A 16,972-nucleotide genomic window follows, 5' to 3' on the forward strand; every position below is an offset into this window, starting at 1 on the left:
CTCATCCTTCGGGGTCGGGCTTCGGACCCGAGCCCAGCACGACCGGACCGCTGCTCCGGAGCAGACGTACGTGCCGGGAAAGGGACGTCGATCGGCGTACGACGGCTCATGCTCCGCCGTACTCGTTCCGTACCGCCTCGAACGCCGCGTGCACGGCGGCCGTTTCCGCGTCGGTGAGATCCATCGGCCGATGAGCGAAGGCGTTGCCCGTGACGTGGGTTTCCAGCCCCATCGCCTCGATGCTCGAGGTGAGCGCGCCGACGGCACGGAGCAGAAGGGAGATCGACTCTGTCGCCTGATCGACGTCCTGGTGAGCGTCGAACTCCTCGACCAGTCTCGTCAAACCTCGCAGCAAATCGTCATCGCGCGCGAGAATGCCGGTCGTAGGGTGCTTCGGGGCCGGGGAGTCGTCGTCCTGGAACGGCGAACGATGACGGAAACGGCCGTGGAGTGGCTCGCCCAGCGTGTCCAGGATGTCGTAGAGCCCGCCGTAGGCCCAGTCGATCCGCCAGCCCGGCCAGGTCTTGGCCATGACCGCCAGCACCGCCGCGCGGTAGCCGACGTCCCCGTCGCAGTGCGAGTACCAGAGCAGGCGCTGCTCGTCATGGTCGATCAGCGCGGCCGCCTCGCAGTCCAGTTCGTCCAGCCACCGGTCTTCGGACCGCTGCCCACGAGCGAACCGGGTGGCCGTCTCCGGGCCGGCGAGCAAATCCAGCTCCATGGAGTCCCCGCCCCACTGCGTGTAGCGACGCTCCCACGAACCACCGGCCTTCATGACGTAATGCGCACGAGAACCCATGAACTCGATGTAATCATATGATTACGCGTTGCGATGCCGTATTCATCGGACGGACGATGATCCCGCTTATAGCGGCCACCGCCACGTCCTCGCGGCTTTCACCCAACTCAGCCGCAGTAGACCTCGGTTCCTGAGGAAGAGAAACGGCGGGTCGGCCCTTCGTCGCAGAAGCCTTCCCGCCGCTCCCCCGGCGCGCCCCTGCCGACGGGTGACTAGGCCGCCGCTTCCAAGGAAGGGCTTACGCGCCCGGCGAGAGCTCTGGCGGCCTCGCGGACGACCCGAAAAGAGAAACGACGGGTCGGCCCTTTCGGCACACGGAGCCTTCCCGTCGTTCTCTCGCGCCCCTGCCGACGGGTGATTAGGCCGCCGCTTACGAGGAGGGGCTTACGTGCTTACCGAGTCTAGCCAGGGCCTGCGGCCCCGTGCCACACTCGGCTCACAACTCCATAGAGAAGAGCCCCCCGGCTCCCTCATGGACGTTGCACCATTCCGACCAGGTGTGACAAGAGGAGCCGGGGCTGATTACCCGGGTTCTTTGCGTTGCGCCTACGCATGAAGGAGCTTCATGTTTCGGCACAGCAGGTCCCGGAAGATCAGCGCGGAAGAGGCTCAGCGCACCGCTGAGGTCGCCCAGTACGAGCACCGAGTCAAGATTTCGAAGTTCAAGACTCAGCTGATCGGCGAGGCGATGGTGAAGATCAGGGTCGCGTGCGGACTCGACGACGGGACCGGCAAGGTCCCAGCGAGCACGAAGTACGCAGTCCTGATCGCCGTAGGTGTGATGACCGACTTCGGAAAGATCACCTCCCTTCTGCAGGCTCTACTCGGGGCCCAATGAGACCCCCGGGGTTGCACCCTGATCGGCCCACACCGGCCAGGGTGAAGCCCTCCCGTCCTTGACGGGACGAGGCTGGTCCTCCCGCGGGTAACCACCCCCGTTGTGATGAGACCGCGTCTCCCTGCGATCTTTCGCCCAGCCACACGGCTGAACGAAACGAATCGCAGGGAGACAACCATCTCCGCCCGGCCCTCGCCTCACGGCCGGCCGGCGCGATCGTGACCGCACGGACCGCGTCCGGATCGTTCAGCGGAGTTGCGCCATCAGGGCGGCGGCCTCCCGCCTGGTCAGGGGTGCCACCTCAACACACGCTTCGTCGTTCACCGCGCCGCTGACTGAGCTCTTGCGCCACTGGACCGTCACTCGAGGGCCTCCAATCGCCGTTCGATCAGGACGCGCGAGGCCGCGTCGGACGCCGCCTTCTGCCCGAGCAGGTCGAAGTCCATCCGGAACTCCTCGACCTCGTCGCACATCTCGATCAGCCGACCGCCCCGTGCTGCTCCAGCGTAGGCAATATCGCGCGAATCGATAGTGACGACACGGAAAGGACCGTCTTTACCGATATGCGCGCCCGCGGACCGGGGAATGATCCGCACGGAGAGGCGCGGCCGTTCCATCAGGTCGAGCAGGTGACGGAGCTGCGCCCGCATGACCTCCGGTCCGCCGACACAGTCGTCCAGGACGCTCTCGTCGAGGAGCAGCCAGACGTGCGGCGGATCCGGCCGATCGAGGATCGCGGCCTGCCGCGCCAGTCGCGCTTCGAGGGTCTCCTCCGGATCGTTGGCGATGCTCCTGGCCCGCACCAGCGCCCGCGCGTATGCCTCGGTCTGAAAGGGAGGCGGGACGACCTGACCCTGATAGATCCGGATCACGAGGGCCATGGCCTCGTACGCGGTCATGGACTGCGCCCAGTCGGGAGTGTGGCCCTTGCGGGCGTACCAGAGCAGTAGCTCGAAGCGTCGGCCCGTCTGGAAGCGGTGGTCGAGGATCTTCGCCTGCCGTTCGTCGATCTTCCTGCGGCCCGCCTCGATGTTGCAGACCGTCGACGGCGCAGCAGTGGCGATCTTCCCCCACTGCGCCAGCGAGAGGCCCTGCTTCTCGCGCTCCCACTGCAGCTGGTAGGCGAGCATGTGCCAGAGAGAGATCTGGGGGTTGAGCGGGTCTCGGGTGGTTCGCATCGCCCCTCCCGTACATCCCGAGTAACTGGTCTTACACGGAGAGTAGACGGGCTGCGAGCGCAGCGTGGCGCTTTTCCGAAAGGTCGCCCGAACAGGCACGGCGACCCCAGACGTCGGCCGATCTCCACCGCTCCAGACCGATCCACCCAACGACCTGGCGCCACACATCAGGACACGCTGAGTAGCGATTCGATCGCTCAATGCGAGGGGATGGTTGATCGCAAGCCTGAACTGAGGAGGGGCCATGACCGCATTGTTCGACCCGGACCGGCTGCTCAGTACCGACTCGACCGAGCGGGTCGCGCGGCGCCTGCCGCCCGTGGAGTTCGCCCGGCTGGCCGCCGCCGTGCGTGAGGCCGCCGACGCCGAGCGCCTCGTGAAGACCGAGAACGGCCGGACGGCGCCGTACCCGATGCTGGCGAGCCTCGTGCAGCTCACCGCCGACGCGGAACGGCACCTCGCCCGGCATGTGCCGCTGGTCGTGTCCGCGTGGCGGAAGGTGCTGCTCGCGCACCGTACGGACGCGCGGGTGCGGGACTTCCTCGCCGTGCCCGCCGTGCTCCGCGCGTGGGTGGACGCCGCGCCGATCGGGGACTACCGCGTGGACTTCTGCCGCTTCGACCTCGTCGGCGGCGACGTGGCGACCGCGCGGGTGGTGGAGTTCAACGCGAACTGCCCCGGTGGCGTGCTGTTCACCAGCGCGTACGCGGCGCTGTGGCGGGACGTGCCGCCGGTACGGGACGTGCTGGAGGAGTGGGGCGTGGCCCGCACCCGGCTCGACGACCGCCATTGGTTCCCGGAGTTCCTGCGCACCGCCGTCGGGCCGGAGTGCGCCGACGGGCCCTTCGGCATCTTCCACAAGACCGGCGGCAACGTCCTCGAACTGGACAGGATGACCGACCTGCTCGCCGAGACCGGGCACAGCGCGGTCCGCGTCGACCCGGGCCTAGAGGACTGGCTGGCCCGCGACCTGCGCGCGGGCTACCTCAAGTACGGCGTGCAGCCGGTGCTGGCCGACATCGCGCGCTGGCCCGCGTTCCTCGACCGTGTCTCGTCGGGCAAGCTGCGGATCGCCAACCCGCTGGCGGGCCGCTGGATCGGCGACAACAAGCTGTGCCTCGCGCTGCTGTCCGACCCGCGCTTCTCCGGAATGTTCACGGCCGCCGAGCAGGAGGCGGTCGAGCGGCTGATCCCGTACAGCCGGAAGGTCGGCGACGGCGTCGAGCCCGCCGACCTGCTCGCCGACCGCGCCGGGTGGGTCGTGAAGGGCCCTTATGACACGCGTGGCAACAGCGTCTACGTGGGCTCCGAGCAGGAGGAGGACCGGTGGCGGACCGTCGTGCGCCGGGCCGCCGAGGACGGCTGGCTGGCGCAGCGTGCGGTGCCGGCGTATCGGCGGGAGTGGCAGGGCCGACCGTGCTACCAGGACCTGTCGATCGTGCTGCTGCACGGCGCGTGGGCCGGGTACACGTCCCGGATCAGTGAGTCGCTGCGCGTCAACGTCGCGCAGGGCGGCGGGCGGCAGGTCGTCTTCGGCCACCGTGACACCGACTGGGGCGCCGGTGAGCGACCGCCGATCGCGTGACGCGCGCGCCGGTCTCCGGCGCGCGCGCGAGCAAGCATCGTCCGTACGCGGCTGCGCCGGGTCATGAGGGGAAACGCGCGTGACCAGGACACCGGCGAAGCGGCGGTCACTTTGGCGGCACCGGGACTTCCTCCTGCTGTGGGGCGGCCAGACGGTCAGTGACGTCGGCTCGGCGGTCACGGTCCTGGCGTTGCCGCTGATCGCGGTATCCGTGCTCGGCGCGTCGACGTTCGAGGTCGGCGTGCTGTCGGCATCGGGCACGGTGGCGTACCTGCTCGTGGCCCTGCCCGCGGGCGCGCTCGTGGACCGGACCGTCAAGCACCGCCTGATGATCTGGAGCAACGCGGGTCGCGCGGTGGTGCTCGCCGGGGTGCCCTTCGCGGCGATCCTCGGCCATCTGAGCATGCCGCAGCTTTACGTGACCGCGCTGATCGCGGGCATCCTGACAGCCGTATTCGAGATCGCCTACCAGAGCTACCTGCCGATCCTGTTACGGCGCGATCAGCTCGTCGAGGGCAACGGCAAGATCGGCATCACGAACTCGCTGTCAGATGTCGTCGGCCCGAGCCTCGCGGGCGGGCTGGTGTCGCTGCTGGGCTCGGCGGCGTACGCGGTGACGGCCGACTGCGTGTCGTTCGTGGTCAGCATCGTGTCACTTGTGTTGATCCGCGCCCCGGACCCCCCGCCGCGCGCCGGGGGGCCGCGCAAGACGATCGGCAAGCAGATCGCGGAGGGCTTCCGCTACGTGGCGGGGCACAGCGTCCTGCGCCGTGTGGCCGCCTGTGCCACCGTGTCCAGCCTGTTCAACATGACGCTGACGACCGTGCTGGTGGTGTTCCTCGCCCGCACGCTGCATGCTCACGCCGAGACCATCGGTCTCGTGCTCGGCCTCGGCAGCGCCGGCGGTGTCGCCGGCGCCTTCGCCGTCGGGCCGCTTTCGCAGCTGATCGGCTCCGCCAGGATGTTCTGGGCGGGCAAGCTGTTCCTTGGTGGCTTCGCGCTGCTGATCCCGTTCGCCGGCCCCCGCTGGGGCATGGTCCTTGTGTCGGCCGGGCTGTGCGCGACGACCGCCGGCGTCGTGATGTTCAACGTCTCCCAGGTCAGCTACCGGCAGGCCGTATGCCCCCCGGAACTGCTCGGGCGCATGAACGCCACCATGCGCTGGGCGATCCGGGGCGCCAAGCCGATCGGCGGCCTGCTCGGCGGCGTACTCGGTGATTGGATCGGCCTGCGAGAGACCCTGTTCATGGCGGCACTCGGCTCATGGCTGGCGGTGCTGTTCATCGTGCTCTCCCCGATCCGTCGCCTACGCGACATCCCGGTCCACGAGGCGTACGCGAAGAAAGCACCGCAACCCGCGGCGCCATGACGTCCGGCGTGTTCTCCCACGCTCCGGCCGCGGTCCCCGGCAGCTACGGCGTCCAAGGCATCTACGCCACCGGCCGGGCCGGTAGCGGCTCGTCGACTTCGCTGCACGCCGGCGGCAGGTCGCGTTGGAGGCTGTCCCCTCAGGAGGTACAAAGTCGCCGCTGGCGGGACACCCGCCCGCCTACATGCACTGGTTCGGTTACGGAGACCTCGACACAGTCCGGCCCATCGCCGCTGTAGGAGCTCTTACGCCAGATGCCGTTCTGGTTCAAACCTTGAGCCGGCGTCATCGATGCCTCGTCCTTGCGTTCAGTCTCGTCTTCCGCTGGCCAACTGCTTGAGCATGATCAGCGAATCGTCTGGACTCAACGCTATAGCGCGTACATGGTCGAAGCAGGATCTGGAGGGTGACGTTGGGGAGTTCGCCCAGCTCGATGAGCTGCTCGTACTGCGCACGCATGATCTCTGGTGATCCGATGCTCCGTTCCAGCACGGCCTGGTCCATCACGTTCCACAGCTCCAGCGGCCTCTCCCTGTGGCGTACGCGCTGACGCGCCAGGCGCACCTCGACCCGCCTTTCGATCTCGGCGGGCGGGTAGAGCGGCATGAGAGCCGAGCGGATGACCTCGCGGGCGTAGTCGGCTGTCTGCAACAGGCCTGTAGCAAGCCTGCTTCGCAGCCTCACATTTCTCCGGCCTGCGTCGTCATGTTGGTGAGGGCAGCGACTGGCGCCCCGGAGCGGAGTGAGGAAATGAAGGTTTTCATCGCTGGTGGGCGCGGCCGTGTCGGGTCCCGCCTCGCTGACAACTTGGAGGCCAAGGGCATCGAGGTGGTCTCGGGAGGACTTGAGGACGGGATCGACGTGATCTCGGGCAAGGGGCTCGCCGAGGCTCTCGTCGGAGTCGACACCATCGTGAACGTCCTCAACACCCCCCGGTTTGATGCGGAGGGGGCAATCTCGTTCTTCGAGGGAGCGATCAACAACCTGACTGCGGAGGGCAAGCGGGCAGGTGTGCGTCATCACATCGTGCTCTCCATTGTCGGCGTCGGGGAAGGAGACGCATCTGAGATCGGGTACTACCTCGGTAAGGTGGCGCAGGAGAAGGCCGTGCGATCCGCTTCGATCCCCGCCACCATCATCCGGGCCACCCAGTTCCAGAGCTACATTCCTGTCCTCATTGACCAGCACACCATGGACGGAAAGGTTTTCGCTCCGAGGTCATTCATCCAGCCCGTCGAGCTGGACGAAGTCATCGAGCTGCTCGCCGAGGCTGTCACGACGCTGGAGCCGGGGAGTGTGGTCGAGATCGCTGGACCTGACCGGTTCTACCACGACGACCTCTTCCGTGCCACTCTGGCCGATCGCGGAGACGATCGTGAGGTTGTGACCGTGGACGGACAGGAGCCCCTCGATGCCATGGTTCCGCGCGGCGCGTACCGGACAGGCACCGTGCGGTACCCGATTGCAGGGATCCCCACTGCCTGAATGCGATAGTGGAGAGAGGCGGGAACGTCTGACCGCCAGGCAATAGGTTAGGCGTGCCGCGCTCCAATGGGAAAGGGTACCCCATGCCGGAAGATCTTCCTCTCGAATCCGCGGAGTTCGGAAAAGCCGAGCGTGATGAATCACGTGCTCTCGATTCGATCATGGCGGAGCGGCATCGTCTGCTGTCGCTAGCCTTTCGCATGATGGGCACCCTGGCCGATGCCGAGGACGTCGTGCAAGAGACATATATGAGGTGGTACCGCCTTGAGCCCGAGAAACGCGACGAGATTGCCGCGCCTGCAGCATGGCTGATTCGAGTTGCGAGCCGCATCTCACTCGACCTGCTGGGTTCCGCGCGGGCGCGACGGGAGACGTACGTCGGGCAATGGCTGCCGGAGCCAGTTCCAGCTGACCTCTTCGCAGACACAGCCATTGCGCCGCTGAACTCCAGTCATCTCGCTGCTGATCCGCTCGAACGTGTCACCCTCGATGATGCCGTCAGCATGGCATTGCTGACGGTCCTCGAGGCCATGACCCCAGCAGAGCGAGTGACGTTCGTGCTGCATGATGTGTTCGGCGTCCCGTTTGACGAGATTGCTGGTGTCGTAGGTCGTTCAGCAGCAGCAGCAGCAAGGCAATTGGCAACGTCCGCACGCCGCCACGTTCGACGAGGAAGACGCGCACAGGTTTCTCCCCACCAGCATGATGAGGTTGTTCGAGCATTCCGTGGTGCAACTGTCAGAGGGGACATCGAGGGCCTGCTCCGCGTGTTGGCTCCAGACGTCGAACTACGAGTAGACGGCGGCGGCTTCGTCAATGCCGCACCTCGGGTCATCCGTGGGTCGGATCATGTAGCCCGGTGGTTCATGGGAGTGATGCGCAAGCAGCCCGCCCTCCGTCTTGAGCGACGCGACACAGCTGACGGTCTCGGATACATTCTTCGAAGTGAGGGGCGTCGATACGGAATGGTTACCTTTGACGTCAGTGATGAAGGCGTCACGAACGTGTGGCTGATGCTGAATCCAATGAAGCTAACAAATTGGTCACTCTGATCGTTTTAGAGTGGTTTGAGCTGCGGATCTTGTACTCGACCGTCATGTACGTGCTGCGGACGGGTGTCGCCTGGCGCGATGTCCCCGCGGAGACCGTGGGCCGCTCCGGGGTGACGGCCTGGCGTCGGCTGCGGGACTGGACCGAGGCCGGTGTCTGACCCCGCCTACATGTCGTCTTGCTGGACGAGTTGCGCCGCGCCGGCCTGCTGGACCTCGACGACTGCGCGGTGGACGGCTCGCACATTCGGGCGCTCAAAGGGGGGATTGCACCGGCCCCTCGCCCGTTGACCGGGGCCGCCCCGGCTCCAAGCACCATCTGATCGTCGACCGTCACGGAATCCCGCTCGCCGTCACGCTCACCGGCGGCAACCGGCACGACGTCACCCAGCTTCTGCCACTGCCGGACACGGTCCCACCGATCCGGGGTCTGCGCGGACGTCCCCGCCGCAAGCCCCGGCGTCTGCACGCCGACCGGGGCTACGACTTCGACAAGTACCGCCGCCTGCTGTGGAAGCGCGGCATCAAGCCCATGATCGCCCGACGCGGTGTCGCCCACGGCTCAGGACTGGGCAAGGTGCGTTGGGTGGTCGAGCGCGCCTTCGCCTGACTGCACCAGTTCAAACGACTCCGCACCCGCTACGAACGACGCGCCGACCTCCACCACGAACCACCGGCCTTCACGACGTAGTGCGCACGAGATCCCATGGACTCCATGTAATCATATGGTCACGCAAAGAAAGGTCGTATTGGTGGGTGGCCTACCACAGAACGGCGTGAGCAGTACGCTGCCCGATCCTGGTCACCCATGCCTTCCATGGCCGCCTAGATCTGGACTCGTGTCCAGACGATGCGTTCAACAGGTTCGGTAGACGGCGCTCTGACTGGGCAAGGATCACGTCATGACGGGACAGGAACACTACGACGCGGCCGAACGCCTACTGGCCTCCGCCCGCGAACTGGACACCGACGAACCCGAACAGCAACAGGCCAGCCGACGGTTGCACGCCGAAGCCCAGGTCCATGCCACGCTCGCCGTCGCCGACTACATCCGCAACCAGAAGATTTAAGGACCGGTTCAGACCTCTAACGGCCGGTCAGGCGGACGTGAGGGGTGCCGCGCCCATAGGGTGCGGCACCCGCCACGGGCCGGCCGGGATCCGTTCGAGGACGCCGCCGGCGAAGACGTCGTACAGACCGAGCGGCTCGAGGTGGACGTAGCCGATGTGGCAGTCGCAGACCGGGAGCGGGCAGGGGCGGGAACGCAGCGCGCCGCGGAACGATCCGTCGTAGAGGTTGCCGAGGACCTCCGGCACGAAGTGGCAGCGGCGCACGGTCCCGTCGCCGTCGACGGAGACCACGCTGTCCCCCGTCCGGCAGGGCAGGCCCCGGCTGGCGTGGGGGTGCCGGCTGTAGGCGAAGAGCGGGTCGATGGCGGTCCACTCGGCGGCCTCGGCATCGGAGTAGGCGTGCCCTTCGGCGGCGTTGACCCACAGGTAGGTCTCCGGCGGCAGGTCGGCGCGCAGCCGGCGGGCGTGCGGCAGGTGCTCGGGCAGCCCGACGACGCCCACGCTGTGCCGTACGTTCCGGTCGGCGAGCTCCCGGCACTTGCCGAGGAACCGTTCGTACGGCACCTGGCCGGGGTGGTACGTCGCCCACAGCGCGAGCCGGGACAAGTCCGCGGCGGCGGTCCAGTCCAGGCGGGCGCTGAGATTGGTCTGAATCGCGACGCGCTCCACGTGCGGCAGGTGGCTGAGCTCGGTCAGCGCCCGGCGGTACCAGGACCGGACGAGTCCCTCGCCCCAGGGCGTGAACAGGACCGAGACGCCGTGGGACTGCGCCGCCACCCAGGCGGTGAAGCGTTCGAGGGCGGCGCGGTCCGCGCGCAGCTGTTCCGGGGTGTCGCGCCGCTTGGCGAACGGGCAGTACGGGCAGTCGTAGTCGCAGCTCGCGAGCGGACCGCGATACAGGATCGTCAGGTGGTCCATCAGCGCGCCTCGTAGGTGTCCATGAGCGCCCGCACGCTCGGTGAGAACAGTGCCGGGCCGATCGCGTCGGAGTGGGCCAGGCCGTCCGGGGTGAGCCGGACGACTTCGCGCCGGTCCTCCTCCAGCCACCCCCGGTCCGCCAGGGCCGCCAGGTCGGGGGCGAAGTCGGCGTCCGGGTCCGTGCCGAATCGCCGCCGGTAGTCCGCCCGCCGCAGACCGGACGCCTGCAGCAGCGACTGGAGGAGATGACGGCGGCGCCGCTCGTCGTCGTCCAGCGCGAAGCCGACGCGGGCGTCCCCGAAGTCGCGGGTCTGGACGTACTCGCCGATGATGCCGCGTACGGCGCTCGCCGCGACGGCGTACTCGAATGAGTAGTGCAGTTGCTCGGTGTACGACCGGGCGCCGCAGCCTAGGCCGACCATGCCGTCGGTCTGGCAGCAGTATGTGGTGCCGCCGCCGTTCGTTCCGGCGGCCGGCCGCCGGAACATGCGCATGGACACCTGTTCGTAGCCGAGCCCGAGCAGGTGGTCGCGGCCGATCCGGTAGAGCTCCAGCCGCTGGTCGTCCCAGCTCCTCCCCTGCCGGCCGAGCCCGGTGAGCGGCCGGACGTACAACGGGTAGAGGTACAGCTCCTCCGGCTCCCAGGACAGCGCCGCGTCGAGCGAGTGGAGCCAGGACGCGGGGCTCTGGCCGTCGATGCCGTAGATCAGGTCGATGTTGAGCGTGTCGAAGCCGACGGCGCGGATGCGGTCCAGCGCCGCCTCGACCTCGGCGCGCTTCTGCGGGCGTACGGCGGCGCGCGCCTCGGCGTCGACGAAGCTCTGCACCCCGATCGAGACGCGGGTGGCACCACGTTCGGCGAGCACCGTCAGCCGGTCGGTGGTGGCGGTCGCCGGGGACGTCTCGACGCTCAGCGGGATGTCCGTGAGGTCCGCGAACCGCCCGGCGAGGTCGCAGAGGCGTTCGAGCTCCGCCGCCGTCAGATAGGTGGGCGTGCCGCCGCCGAACGCGGCGGTGGCGAACGACGCCTCGCCCAGCGCGTCGCGTACGGCGCCGGCCTGGCGCTCCAGCGCGTCCAGGTAGGCGGTCGTCAACTCCTCGGGCGCGCCCGTACGCGTGAACAGGTTGCAGAAGCCGCAGCGCATCTCGCAGAACGGCACGTGCAGGTAGAGGAACAGCGCGTCGCGCCGCTCGGCCGCCCAGACGTCGGACAGCCGGGGGCGCGGGGTGAGCGGCCGGTAGGCCGTCTTGTGCGGGTACGCGTAGACGTATCCCTGGTACGGGCGGGTCAGGTCGGGGGCCGCGGCCATGCTCGGCGAGGTCATGTCAGCAGGAACTCCGCGTAGGGCACGGTCCACACGATCTCATGACCGATCCGGTGGCCCGTATGGCCGTCCTCGCCGTACGCCGTGCCGTGGTCGGAGCAGATGATGACGAGGCAGGGACGGCGCATCAGGGCGAACAGGCCGCCGATGTGCCGGTCGACGTACTCGAGGGCAGCGGCGTGGCTGGCCCGCGAGTCCTCTCCGCGCGCCGCGCCGGCCGCGTAGAACCAGTTCGGCTGGTGCAGCGCGGACACGTTGACCAGCATGAACAGCCGCCGGTCGGCCGGGAGGCCCGCGACCACGCGCTCGGCGCGGGCGATCTGGTGCTCCAGCGAACTCGGGTCGGTCACGCCGAACTCCGGCTCCCAGTGGCTCTCGGCGAACAGTCCGGGCAGCGCCGAGCCGAGCGGGCCCCGCTTGTTGAAGAACCCCACGCCGCCGATGCAGACCGTGTGGTATCCGGCCTGGGCCAGCCCGGCCGGCAGGTCCGCGGTGTCGAACACCCACGTGCCGGGCGCCGTCGTCTCGCTGCCGGCGAACTCGGCCGCGAAGAGCCGTGGGTGCGGACCGGGCCGGGCCGGGGTCGGCAGAAAGCCCGCGAGGAAGGCCGCGTGCGCCGCGTAGGTGAAGCTGCCCGGCGTGTGCCGCCGCTCCCACCTGCCGTCCGGCAGCACCGCCTTCAGGGTGGGCGTGCGCCCGGCCGCCATCGACTCGGCCGCGACGTCGTACCGGAGCGTGTCGAGGGTGACCAGCAGCAGGTCGTGGGTGCCCACGATGGCGTTCATGTCGCGCACGCCGGAACCCTCCCGGTCAGGGCCGCGGCGACCTGGGCGGCGTAGGTGTCCAGGCCCTCGGCGGGGCCGCCCGGCAGGCCGGTCAGGCCCGGCAGCAGGTCGCCGAACGCGTTGACCTCCGCCACCGCCGGACGCCACCGGCCGGCGCCGATGAGCAGGTCGACGCCGACCATGAGGCTGCCGGGGAAGCACGCCGCCGCTCGCTCGCAGACCTCCATCGCCCGACGCCAGCCGGGCTCGCCGAGCCGCTCGCGGACCGCGCGCAGATCCCCGCGCGCGCCGCCGAGGTGGAGGTTGGTCATGGGGTGGCGGCTGGTGCGCACGACCGCGTGCGTCGGCCGGCCCGCGACCACCACCACGCGCAGGTCGAAGACGCGGCCGCCGATCGAGGCCTTGGGCAGCCACGCCTCGACGTGCAGCCCGTCCGGCGCGAGCGCGTCGACGAGCGACGCGACCTCGCGTTCGTTCTCGTAGGAGCGGACGCGCAGCGAGTTGACCAGCGCGCCATGGGCGTCGCGGGCCGCTGAGGTGACCGCCTTGACCCGGCCGGGGGCCGCCTGCAGGGCGACCACCCCGGAGGCGGACGACCCGTGCGCCGACTTGACGAACACCCGGTACCGGCCGGTCTCCGCCATGCGGGCGCGCAGCTCGTCGTAGGAGTGCACGGGCGGCAGCGCCGGCGGCACGGGAACGCCCGCCGCCGCGAGACGCGCGTGGCAGCGGCGCTTGTCGAACATCACCGCGATCTCGCCGGGGTCGCTGAGCGTCCGCGCCTCGCCGGCGGCGGCCGCGATCCGCCGGAGCCCGGCGGTGAAGGCGGCGTACCACCGCGCGTACCCGGTGGCACGCGCCGGATCCCCCGGCCCGCGCAGCAGCGCGGCCGTCTCCGGGTCCTCCCCGGGGGAGTCGACGCGCAGGAACGTGCCCGGCTCGACGTGGATCCGGCTCCCGCGCAGCACGTCCCGCCAGTCGACGACGTGCGGCTCGGGCAGGCCCCGGCCCCGGCAGGCGGCGGCGAACAGCGCCGCCCGCCGGCCGCCCGGAACGGCGACCACGGTGAAGGCCGTGTCCCGTGTCACTCGTCGACCGCCACGTAACGCCAGTCGCCGTCGGGCTTCTCCTGCTCGCTCAGGTCGACCGTGACGCCGGGCAGCGCCGCGCTGAACCGCTCGACCATCCGGTCGGTGAGGTAGTGGTGGTGCAGGTCGAGGCGCTTGAGGTGGGTGAGCGGCCGGCCGGACAGCAACGCCTCCGCACCCTCGTCCGTCAGGGTGCCCATGGCCAGGCTCAGCGACTCCAGCCGGGCCACGACCGGCGCGCCCGCGACCGCCGCCGCGATCTCGTCCTGGATCTCGCTGTCCTCCAGCCCGAGATGCCGCAGCGCGGGCAGCCGCTCTCCGCTCAGGATGGGCGCGAGGTCGGCCACGGTGGCGTCACCGCCGTAGTTCTCCACGCCGAGCCAGAGGTCGAGGTGCTCGAGGTTCGGCAGGTCACTGGCGGCCACCGCCCGTACGACGCTCGCGGGCAGGCCGCCCGACTCGAACCGCAGCACGGTCAGCGCCTCACTTTTGATCGGGTCCATGGTGAGCCCGGTGCCGCCGCGCACCTCCAGCCGCCGCAGGCCGGGGAACGCGGTGAACAGCGGCGTGATGTCGGAGTGCTCGATCCAGGAGATCTCCGCCTCGTCCGGCTCGATGTCCCCGAGGAACAGCGCGCGCAGCCGCGGCAGCCGGCCGGCCGCGTTGACCAGCAGATCCACGGGCTTCACATCGTTCTCGTCGTACGCGGCGCCCCAGAAGCCGATGATGAGGCTGGTCACCTGAGAGGTGTCGACCTTCTCGAAGAAGCGCTCGAACAGTCTGTCGAAGGCTCCTGCGTCGTAATCGATGGCGATCCGCCAGGCGGCGGACGCCACGGGCGGAAGCGGCTCCTCCGCTTCTTCGGCCGACAGGAAATCGACGACCGGAAGACCGTCGAACTCTGAGAGATGCTCGTCTACGGACACAGCCGGGAACCCTTCCTCATGGACGACGCGACAGATCTACCAGAGGGAGAGGACAGTCCGCCCGCTTTGGGACGACCTCACGGTGAGAGCGGGTGGCGGCCGGCGGAGGGATCCCCGAATCGCGGCCGGATCTCAGGGCCGCGAGGTCAGCCGCCGGTGACACGGTAGAGCAGGTAGAGGGCGATCAGCAGGCCGACCAGGAGCGAACCGGTACGGACGCTGCCGGTGATCCAGTCGCGGAGATCGGTGTTGGTGCGGGCTCGATGGTCGGAGAAGTGGTGGTGTGCGTCTCGTGCGCCCGCGTAGGTCCGGCCGATCGAAAAGCCGGCGGCCGCTCCGGCGAGGGCGACCATGATCCATACCATGGCGGGACCCTCCCCTCCTGGTCATTCGTCGGCGGATCGGTATCCGCCTCCACCACCGTGATACCTCTGCCGCCCGGTGCCCGGCAGGGCCCCTCGTCCCCGTACCGCCGGCCGAAGGTACTCCTCGCCCGTGTTGACCCGGCGGCGGCGCCGGCTCACGACCTCGTGGCGGCGGACGGCTTCGCGCCGCCGACGGCGATGCCCGGCCCTCGTCCGCCCGGACAGCGGCCGCAGCGGCGTGATCGGCGCTGCGGGAACCCGCCGGCGGGGACCGCGCGCCCGTCTCCGTCCGGTGACCGGGGCGGCACCGGGATCGCACGGGCGGCGGGTCACACCAGGGGGCGGCCGGCGCGGATGCGCCGGCGCACGTCCCACAGCAGGACGTTGAAGGGGAACCGGCGGAGCGCGACGGGCTGGAGGCGGGTCGTCACCCGGAGGACGGCGATGAGCCGGTCGAACCGGCGCTGGTCCCCGGCGTTCCACGCCAGGCCCATCGGCTCGCGGAACTCCGGCGGCAGGAAACCCGTCGTGACGAATCGGTTGAACCCTCCCAGCAGCGTGCCGATCGGGCGGGGCAGGAACCGGAGGTCGGCCAGCCCCAGCAGATAGCGGCGTACCGGGTCGTCGATCGAGACGTGCCGCAGCTCCTCGCACCAGTACTTCTCGAACGCCTCACGATCGGCGGGCCAGTCCTGCGGCCGCACCTGAAGAGTGGTGCCCAGAGGCGCCGCGGACCGGTACAACCGGTCCCGTACCTCGGGCGTCAGGGGGCCGATGAACGCCTCGTAGGTGTCCTCCAGCCCCCGGTAGAGGCAGGCGGCGACCCAGAGCTGCAGGGCGGGGTCGAAGGCGTTGTAGGACACCGGGCTGGACGGGCCGGAGCGCACCTGCGCGTGTGCCCTGTTCACGGCCCTGCGGTAGGCGGCCTTGTCGTCCGGGCCGCCCAGGAGGGCGACGGCGAGGTAGGCGAAGGTCGTCCGCGCGCGTTTGATCGGGTGGCGGTCCAGCCTGCCGCTCTCCACACGGCTCTCGATCACGCCGTGACCGACGCCGGGCCGGGCCAGCTGCATGATCACGTTGGCGCCGCCCGCCAGGAGCGCCGCTCCGACGATCGCCTCCTCGTTGAACGAAACCGGTTCGGTGGTCGGCATGGTCACTCCCGGGAAGATCTGGCAACGACTGTTTCCAGATCAGAGTCCGGCTCGGGTGATCTGTCAAGATGGCGTCATGGCTCCTCCGGAGATGCGGGTCTACGGCGGCATGACCGGCGCCGATCGCCGGGCGGAACGCCGGGCGCAGCTGATCGAGGCGGGCCTCGACCTCCTGGGCGCCGCCGAAGAGGACCGGCTCACCGTGCGTCAGGTGTGCCGGCGGGCGGGACTGACCCCGCGCTACTTCTACGAGAACTTCGCCGACCGCGACGACCTGGTGGCGGCCGTCCACGAGCACGTCGTGCAGACCATCGCCGCCGCCACGCTGGCCGCGGTCGAGGCCGCCGGCGAGCGCCCCGCGGCCAGGATCCGGGCCGGGCTCGAACAGCTCGTCCGCTCCGTGGCCGGCGACCCACGGCACGGACGGGTGCTGTTCTCCGTCACCCTGACCAACCCGCTGCTCGCGAGGCGGCGCCTGGAGTCCTCCGAATTCTTCGCGCGACTGCTCAGCGGACAGGCGCGCCGGTCCTACGGCATTCCCGACGGTCCCCGGCTCGAGCTGATCGCCCAGTTCCTCGTCGGCGGCCTGGCGCAGACGCTGACCGCCTGGCTGGCCGGCGCCATCGCGATGACCGAGGACGAGATCGTCGCGGAGTACGTGACCATCTTCACCGCCCTCGCCGGCCGGGATCCGCGGACGTCCGGCTGACCCTCACGTCTCACGCGGCGCGCGCACGGTGGCCGCGCACGGCCCAGGGCGGCCGCGCCCGGCGTCACTTGCTGGGCTCGGGGGCCTTGCAGGAGATCTTCGGATTCACTCCCGTGTAGTTGAGAGGACCGGCGATGATGGTGACCAGGAGCGTGCCCGCCTGGGAGCAGTTCTTCGGGCCGCTGCTGTAGTAGTGGCGCTGCCCGGCGGCGATCGCACCGATGATGAGCCACAAGAGGACGACGACCGTCGTGATTCTCATCCTCACTCCAAGGACTGCGCCGGTCGGTGATCGGCGCCGAGGGGGCGCCGGGGGCCGACCACGTTCCGGC

The 16,972-nt window shown here is 69.4% G+C and carries 20 protein-coding genes and 1 pseudogene; 8 read left to right on the forward strand and 13 right to left on the reverse strand.

The window, feature by feature from the left end; translation table 11 throughout:
• Nucleotides 1-106: 106 nt before the first annotated feature.
• Entirely contained in the window at nt 107-799 is a 693-nt protein-coding gene (locus NE235_RS07335) for a hypothetical protein (RefSeq protein WP_252800188.1), read from the reverse strand.
• Nucleotides 800-1,364: 565 nt separating this feature from the next.
• Between NE235_RS07335 and NE235_RS07340 the strand changes: the two genes are divergently transcribed.
• The gene (locus NE235_RS07340) at nt 1,365-1,637 is read left to right on the forward strand and encodes a hypothetical protein (RefSeq protein WP_252800189.1); all 273 of its coding nucleotides are present in this window, start codon (nt 1,365-1,367) and stop codon (nt 1,635-1,637) included.
• A gap of 246 nt (nt 1,638-1,883) precedes the next feature.
• Here the strand turns inward: NE235_RS07340 and NE235_RS38615 are convergent, their stop codons facing one another.
• Together NE235_RS38615 and NE235_RS07345 are read right to left on the reverse strand one after the other, a co-directional pair.
• Nucleotides 1,884-2,000: a DUF397 domain-containing protein gene (locus NE235_RS38615; protein ID WP_406567549.1), complete on the reverse strand. Its 117-nt coding sequence runs from the start codon at nt 1,998-2,000 to the stop codon at nt 1,884-1,886.
• Nucleotides 1,997-2,815 (reverse strand): DUF5753 domain-containing protein, encoded by an 819-nt coding sequence (locus tag NE235_RS07345; protein WP_252800190.1) that lies wholly within the window; start codon nt 2,813-2,815, stop codon nt 1,997-1,999. The genes NE235_RS38615 and NE235_RS07345 overlap by 4 nt, the downstream gene beginning before the upstream one ends.
• 244 nt (nt 2,816-3,059) lie before the next feature.
• Here NE235_RS07345 and NE235_RS07350 point away from each other — a divergent pair, with 244 nt between their 5' ends.
• Nucleotides 3,060-4,400: a hypothetical protein gene (locus NE235_RS07350; protein WP_252800191.1), complete on the forward strand. Its 1,341-nt coding sequence runs from the start codon at nt 3,060-3,062 to the stop codon at nt 4,398-4,400.
• A gap of 79 nt (nt 4,401-4,479) precedes the next feature.
• Nucleotides 4,480-5,769, forward strand: coding sequence for an MFS transporter (locus tag NE235_RS07355; protein WP_252800192.1), 1,290 nt, complete (start codon nt 4,480-4,482; stop codon nt 5,767-5,769).
• 139 nt (nt 5,770-5,908) lie between these two features.
• Here NE235_RS07355 and NE235_RS38620 read toward each other — a convergent pair whose 3' ends face one another.
• Complete coding sequence (locus NE235_RS38620; protein WP_406567550.1) at nt 5,909-6,058, reverse strand: DUF397 domain-containing protein; 150 nt, start codon at nt 6,056-6,058, stop codon at nt 5,909-5,911.
• Nucleotides 6,055-6,453, reverse strand: a complete 399-nt coding sequence (locus NE235_RS07360; RefSeq protein ID WP_308206033.1) for a Scr1 family TA system antitoxin-like transcriptional regulator — start codon at nt 6,451-6,453, stop codon at nt 6,055-6,057. The genes NE235_RS38620 and NE235_RS07360 overlap by 4 nt, the downstream gene beginning before the upstream one ends.
• Nucleotides 6,454-6,519: 66 nt before the next feature.
• Here NE235_RS07360 and NE235_RS07365 point away from each other — a divergent pair, with 66 nt between their 5' ends.
• The 4 genes and pseudogenes from NE235_RS07365 to NE235_RS07380 all read left to right on the forward strand — a co-directional run bounded on the left by NE235_RS07365 (nt 6,520) and on the right by NE235_RS07380 (nt 9,373).
• Nucleotides 6,520-7,254 carry an SDR family oxidoreductase gene (locus tag NE235_RS07365; RefSeq protein WP_252800194.1) on the forward strand — a complete coding sequence of 245 codons (735 nt, stop codon included), beginning with the start codon at nt 6,520-6,522 and terminating at the stop codon, nt 7,252-7,254.
• Between the two features lie 83 nt (nt 7,255-7,337).
• Nucleotides 7,338-8,306, forward strand: a complete 969-nt coding sequence (gene sigJ, locus NE235_RS07370; protein WP_252800195.1) for an RNA polymerase sigma factor SigJ — start codon at nt 7,338-7,340, stop codon at nt 8,304-8,306.
• Between the two features lie 44 nt (nt 8,307-8,350).
• A pseudogene (locus tag NE235_RS07375) lies at nt 8,351-8,910 on the forward strand (IS5 family transposase); the annotation flags it as partial.
• A 295-nt stretch (nt 8,911-9,205) separates the two neighbouring features.
• A complete protein-coding gene (locus NE235_RS07380; RefSeq protein WP_252800196.1) occupies nt 9,206-9,373 on the forward strand; it encodes a hypothetical protein in 168 nt (55 codons plus the stop codon).
• Between the two features lie 27 nt (nt 9,374-9,400).
• On the opposite strand, the gene NE235_RS07385 is transcribed toward NE235_RS07380, so the two are convergent.
• The 7 genes from NE235_RS07385 to NE235_RS07415 form a co-directional block, all read right to left on the reverse strand.
• Nucleotides 9,401-10,291, reverse strand: coding sequence for an STM4011 family radical SAM protein (locus NE235_RS07385; RefSeq protein WP_252800197.1), 891 nt, complete (start codon nt 10,289-10,291; stop codon nt 9,401-9,403).
• A complete protein-coding gene (locus tag NE235_RS07390) occupies nt 10,291-11,616 on the reverse strand; it encodes an STM4012 family radical SAM protein (RefSeq protein ID WP_252800198.1) in 1,326 nt (441 codons plus the stop codon). The genes NE235_RS07385 and NE235_RS07390 overlap by 1 nt, the downstream gene beginning before the upstream one ends.
• Entirely contained in the window at nt 11,613-12,401 is a 789-nt protein-coding gene (locus NE235_RS07395) for an STM4013/SEN3800 family hydrolase (RefSeq protein ID WP_252800292.1), read from the reverse strand. Before NE235_RS07395 ends, NE235_RS07390 begins: the two co-directional genes overlap by 4 nt.
• Complete coding sequence (locus tag NE235_RS07400) at nt 12,398-13,489, reverse strand: STM4014 family protein (protein WP_252800199.1); 1,092 nt, start codon at nt 13,487-13,489, stop codon at nt 12,398-12,400. The genes NE235_RS07395 and NE235_RS07400 overlap by 4 nt, the downstream gene beginning before the upstream one ends.
• A complete protein-coding gene (locus NE235_RS07405) occupies nt 13,486-14,415 on the reverse strand; it encodes an STM4015 family protein (protein ID WP_252800200.1) in 930 nt (309 codons plus the stop codon). Before NE235_RS07405 ends, NE235_RS07400 begins: the two co-directional genes overlap by 4 nt.
• A gap of 146 nt (nt 14,416-14,561) precedes the next feature.
• Nucleotides 14,562-14,780 (reverse strand): hypothetical protein, encoded by a 219-nt coding sequence (locus NE235_RS07410; protein WP_252800201.1) that lies wholly within the window; start codon nt 14,778-14,780, stop codon nt 14,562-14,564.
• A 329-nt stretch (nt 14,781-15,109) separates the two neighbouring features.
• Nucleotides 15,110-15,931, reverse strand: a complete 822-nt coding sequence (locus tag NE235_RS07415) for an oxygenase MpaB family protein (protein ID WP_252800202.1) — start codon at nt 15,929-15,931, stop codon at nt 15,110-15,112.
• 76 nt (nt 15,932-16,007) lie between these two features.
• On the opposite strand from NE235_RS07415, the gene NE235_RS07420 reads away from it, so the two are divergent.
• Nucleotides 16,008-16,640, forward strand: a complete 633-nt coding sequence (locus tag NE235_RS07420) for a TetR/AcrR family transcriptional regulator (RefSeq protein WP_252800203.1) — start codon at nt 16,008-16,010, stop codon at nt 16,638-16,640.
• A gap of 64 nt (nt 16,641-16,704) precedes the next feature.
• On the opposite strand, the gene NE235_RS07425 is transcribed toward NE235_RS07420, so the two are convergent.
• On the reverse strand, nt 16,705-16,902 hold the full coding sequence (locus tag NE235_RS07425; RefSeq protein WP_252800204.1) for a hypothetical protein: 198 nt from the start codon (nt 16,900-16,902) through the stop codon (nt 16,705-16,707).
• Nucleotides 16,903-16,972: the final 70 nt, after the last annotated feature.

This window comes from Actinoallomurus spadix (assembly GCF_024055725.1).
GTDB lineage: Bacteria > Actinomycetota > Actinomycetes > Streptosporangiales > Streptosporangiaceae > Actinoallomurus > Actinoallomurus spadix.

Coding starts and splice junctions, on each gene's coding strand:
- NE235_RS07415 (WP_252800202.1), bottom strand. CDS start 15,931: ATGCCGACCACCGAACCGGTTTCGTTCAACGAGGAGGCGATCGTCGGA.
- NE235_RS07425 (WP_252800204.1), bottom strand. CDS start 16,902: ATGAGAATCACGACGGTCGTCGTCCTCTTGTGGCTCATCATCGGTGCG.
- NE235_RS07365 (WP_252800194.1), top strand. CDS start 6,520: ATGAAGGTTTTCATCGCTGGTGGGCGCGGCCGTGTCGGGTCCCGCCTC.
- NE235_RS07390 (WP_252800198.1), bottom strand. CDS start 11,616: ATGACCTCGCCGAGCATGGCCGCGGCCCCCGACCTGACCCGCCCGTAC.
- NE235_RS07420 (WP_252800203.1), top strand. CDS start 16,008: ATGGCTCCTCCGGAGATGCGGGTCTACGGCGGCATGACCGGCGCCGAT.
- NE235_RS07395 (WP_252800292.1), bottom strand. CDS start 12,401: ATGAACGCCATCGTGGGCACCCACGACCTGCTGCTGGTCACCCTCGAC.
- NE235_RS07340 (WP_252800189.1), top strand. CDS start 1,365: ATGTTTCGGCACAGCAGGTCCCGGAAGATCAGCGCGGAAGAGGCTCAG.
- NE235_RS07345 (WP_252800190.1), bottom strand. CDS start 2,815: ATGCGAACCACCCGAGACCCGCTCAACCCCCAGATCTCTCTCTGGCAC.
- NE235_RS07335 (WP_252800188.1), bottom strand. CDS start 799: ATGGGTTCTCGTGCGCATTACGTCATGAAGGCCGGTGGTTCGTGGGAG.
- NE235_RS07385 (WP_252800197.1), bottom strand. CDS start 10,291: ATGGACCACCTGACGATCCTGTATCGCGGTCCGCTCGCGAGCTGCGAC.
- NE235_RS07380 (WP_252800196.1), top strand. CDS start 9,206: ATGACGGGACAGGAACACTACGACGCGGCCGAACGCCTACTGGCCTCC.
- NE235_RS07350 (WP_252800191.1), top strand. CDS start 3,060: ATGACCGCATTGTTCGACCCGGACCGGCTGCTCAGTACCGACTCGACC.
- NE235_RS07410 (WP_252800201.1), bottom strand. CDS start 14,780: ATGGTATGGATCATGGTCGCCCTCGCCGGAGCGGCCGCCGGCTTTTCG.
- sigJ (WP_252800195.1), top strand. CDS start 7,338: ATGCCGGAAGATCTTCCTCTCGAATCCGCGGAGTTCGGAAAAGCCGAG.
- NE235_RS38620 (WP_406567550.1), bottom strand. CDS start 6,058: ATGACGCCGGCTCAAGGTTTGAACCAGAACGGCATCTGGCGTAAGAGC.